Source organism: Kitasatospora sp. NPDC058406 (assembly GCF_042722765.1).
Taxonomy (GTDB): domain Bacteria; phylum Actinomycetota; class Actinomycetes; order Streptomycetales; family Streptomycetaceae; genus Kitasatospora.
This window is the reverse complement of record NZ_JBHXKE010000252.1, coordinates 1-3,958: the sequence shown is the minus strand read 5'-3', so window position 1 is coordinate 3,958 and position 3,958 is coordinate 1. Positions and strand designations below refer to the sequence as shown.

The 3,958-nt window shown below is 75.0% G+C and carries 2 protein-coding genes; one reads left to right on the top strand and one right to left on the bottom strand.

Features of this window, described 5'->3' with window-relative positions:
• A partial coding sequence (locus ACFWOG_RS33940; RefSeq protein ID WP_380363056.1) for a hypothetical protein occupies positions 1-183 on the bottom strand: 183 nt, incomplete at its 3' end.
• Between ACFWOG_RS33940 and ACFWOG_RS33935 the strand changes: the two genes are divergently transcribed.
• Positions 163-3,807 (top strand): MFS transporter, encoded by a 3,645-nt coding sequence (locus ACFWOG_RS33935; protein WP_380363054.1) that lies wholly within the window; start codon positions 163-165, stop codon positions 3,805-3,807. The genes ACFWOG_RS33940 and ACFWOG_RS33935 overlap by 21 nt on opposite strands.
• Positions 3,808-3,958 lie beyond the last annotated feature (151 nt).

Below are 3,958 nucleotides of genomic sequence, written 5' to 3'. Positions count from 1 at the left end.
GCCCGGCATCGAGGGCGTCGGCGTGGCCGACGAGGCCGACGAGGACAGCGAGCTGCGGCCGGGGCCGCCGCGGTCGTCACCACCGAGGACCTCCGCGGCCGGCTCCCCGCCGGGATCCCGGCGGTCGTCCCGGACGGCTCGGCCACGGCCGAGGCCCCCGAGGTGGACGTCCGGCCCGAGCACCTCTGCTACCTGGTCTTCACCTCCGGCTCGACCGGCACGCCCAAGGGCGTCGCCGTCGAGCACCGCAACGTCCGCAACTACCTGCACGGCCTGCGGGAGCGGATCGGCGGTGACCAGGACGGCTGGAACTGGGCGCTGGTCTCGACGTTCGCCGCCGACCTCGGCATCACCAACGTGTTCGGCGCGCTCACCGGCGGCGGCTGCCTGCACCTGCTCACCCGCGATCAGGCGACCGATCCGGAGGCCTTCGCCGCCTACGCGGCCGAGCACCGGATCGACGCCATGAAGCTGGTCCCCAGCCACCTGGAGGGACTCGCCGCGCACGGCGCCGGCCTCGGCGGGATCCTGCCCGCCCGGCTGCTGATCTGCGCAGGCGAGGCCCTACGGCCCGACCTGGTCGCCCGGATCCGCGCCGCCCGGCCGGACCTGACGCTGCACAACCACTATGGTCCCACCGAGACCACCGTCTCGATGCTCGGCGCACCCGTGCCCGCCGACCTCGGGGACTGCGCGACCGCCCCGCTCGGCCGGCCGTTCGGCAACGTGGGGGCGCACGTCCTGGACGCCCGCCGCCGTCCCGTCCCGGTGGGCGTCCCGGGCGAGCTGTACGTCTCCGGCGCCGGCGTGGCCCGAGGCTACCTCGGCCGCGACGACCTCACCGCCGAGCGCTTCACCGAGGTGGCCGGCCGCCGCTGCTACCGCACCGGCGACCTGGTCCGGCGCCGCCCCGACGGCGCCGTCGAGTTCCTGGGCCGGATCGACCACCAGGTCAAGATCCGCGGCTTCCGGGTCGAGATCGGCGAGGTCGAGGCCGAGCTGACGGCCCGCCCCGAGGTCCGCGAGGCCGTCGTCGTCGCCCGGGGCGAGGGTGCCGCCCGTACCCTGGTCGGCTACCTCGTCCCCGCCGATCCGGCCGCCGCCCCCGACCCGGGCACGCTGCGCGCGGCCCTGCGCACCCGGCTGCCCGACTACATGGTGCCGGCCGTCCTGGTCGTCCTGGCGGCCCTGCCGCTGAACGCCAACGGCAAGGTCGACCGGGCCGCGCTGCCCGAGCCGGTCGCCACCCGGCCCGTCCCGGCGGGCGGCGGTGAGCCGGCCACCGCGACGGAGCACGCGGTGGCCGCCGCCTACCGTCAGGTGCTGGTCGCCGAGGAGGTCGGTGCCGCCGACGACTTCTTCGCCCTCGGCGGTGACTCCTTCTCCGCCGTGCACGCCGTCCGGCTGATCGGCCGCGGCCTCTCGGTGATCGACCTGTTCCAGCACCCCACCGTGCGCGAACTCGCCGCGCTGCTCGACGCCCGGGCCGGCGGCACCGCCGACGAGGGCCCGCGCACCCTGCTGCACAAGCTCACCCGCGGGAACGCCCCGGCGACGGTCAACGTCGTCTGCGTCCCGTACGGCGGCGGCAGCCCGATCACCTTCCAGCCGCTCGCCGACGCACTGCCCGCCGGCCACCGCCTCTACGCCGTCGAGCTGCCCGGCCACGACCCGAGCCGCCCCGACGACGACCTGGTCGAGCTCGACGCGCTGGCCGACACCCTGACCGCACAGATCCGCGAGCGGATCGACGGTCCGGTGCTGCTCTACGGGCACTGCCTCGGCGGCGCGCTCGCCACCGCGCTCGGCTCCCGGCTGGAGGCGGCCGGCGCCGACCTGCGCGGGGTCGCGCTGGGCGGCACCTTCCCCGCCGCCCGGCTGCCGGGCCGGTTCGCGGAGTGGATGGCCCGCAGGCTCCCCGGCGACCGGATGCTCTCCAACCGCTCCTACCTCGACTACCTGCGGGCGATGGGCGGGTTCACGGACGTCTACGACCAGGCCGAACAGGACTTCCTGGTCCGGGCGCTGCGGCACGACGTCCGGCAGGCCGAGGACTTCTACACCCGCGCCTACGGGGACGCCCGCCCGGTCGCGATCGGGGCGCCGATCCTCTGCGTCGTCGGTGAGAAGGACCGCGCCACCCTCCTGTACCAGGAGCGGTACACGGAGTGGGAGCACTTCGGCGAGACCGTCGACCTCGCCGTCGTGCCCCGCGCCGGGCACTACTTCCTCAAGCACCAGGCCGGCGAACTCGCCCGCGTGCTGGTCGAGTTCGCCGCCACCGGCGCGGTCTCGGCCGCGGACCGGGCCGACGCCCGGCGGCCGGCGGCCCGCGCCGAACTCGCCACCTTCGCCAAGGTGGCGATCGGCCAGTTCGTCTCGATGATCGGCACCAGCCTCTCCACCTTCGCGCTCGGCGTCTGGGTCTACCAGCAGACCGGCTCGGCCTTCGACTTCGCGATGATCGCGGTGGTCGCGGTGCTCCCTGCGGTCCTGCTGCTGCCGATCGCCGGTGCGCTCGCCGACCGGGTGGACCGCCGCCGCATCATGATCGTCACCGACACCGTGGCCGCCGCCGGCATGCTCGGCCTCGGCGCGCTGCTCTGGGCCGACCTCCTCCAGGTCTGGCACATCTACGCGGTCGCCTGCACCGGGGCCGTCTGCTCGGCCTTCCAGCGCCCCGCCTACCTGGCCGCGATCACCCAGCTGGTACCCAAGCGCTACCTGGGCCAGGCGAACGGCCTCGCCCAGCTCGGCACGGGCGCCGGCGACATGATGGCCGTCCTGGGCGGCGGCGTGCTGGTCTCGCTGATCGGCCTGCACGGGGTGGTGCTGTTCGACATGGCCACCTTCCTCACCGGCGTCACCTGCCTGCTGCTGGTGCGCTTCCCGGACGCGATGTTCGACCGGCAGGAGGAGCCGCTGCTCCGCGAGGTGGTGACCGGCTGGCGGTACATCGTGCGCCGGCACAGCCTGGTCGCGATGGTGGTCTTCTTCGTGGTGTTCAACTACCTGTTCGCCGTCGCCACCGTGCTCATCACCCCGATGGTGCTGGCGGGCGGTTCGGCGGTCCAGCTCGGCGTGATCACCGCGCTCGGCGGGCTCGGGGCGATGACCGGCGCCCTGGTCATGGCCCTCTGGGGCGGCACCCGCAGACGCACGTTCGGCATGATCGGCTTCACCTCGGTGGTCGGTCTCGCCGCCGTCCTGACCGGCAGCCGTCCCGAGGCCGCGCTCACCGCCTGCGGGCTCTTCGTCCTCTGGGCCGCGATGATGATCCTCAACTCGCACTGGATGGCGCTGATCCAGACCAAGGTCGGGATGGAGCTCCAGGGCCGTGTCCTGGCCACCAACCAGATGCTCGCGATGTCGATGATGCCGCTCGGCTTCCTCACCGCGGGGCCGCTCTCGGACCACGTCTTCGAGCCGCTGATGCGCCCCGGCGGCGCGCTCGCCGACTCGGTGGGCCTGGTCCTCGGTACCGGACCGGGCCGCGGGGCGGGACTGCTGCTCGTCGTGGTCGGCCTGGTGCTCACGGTCTGGGGCGTGCTGGGACTGGCCTACCGGCCGCTACGGCTGCTGGAGGACCTCCTCCCGGACGCGCTGCCGGACGCCGAGATCGGCGACAAGGACGCCATCCAGGCCGAGGCCGACCGCCGGCTCGCCCAGACCGAGGCGGCCCGGGCCGGGCGCACCGGCCGCACCGGGCGTCTCACCGGTGCCCGGGTACCGAGACCGGCCGGTACCCCCGAGCCGGTCGAGGACGACCCGGCCGACCGGGTCCACGCCTCCACGGCCCGCCGCTAGCGGCCACCGGGCCGGCCCCCCGGGCCGACCCCCACCGGCCCCCCCGGGCCGACCAGCGGCCTCACCCCGGCGGACGCGCCCGCTCCCGAAGGAGGCTCCCCTTCCCGGAAGGCGCGTTCCCGGAAGACGCCCCCGCCCTCCCGCTCCGACG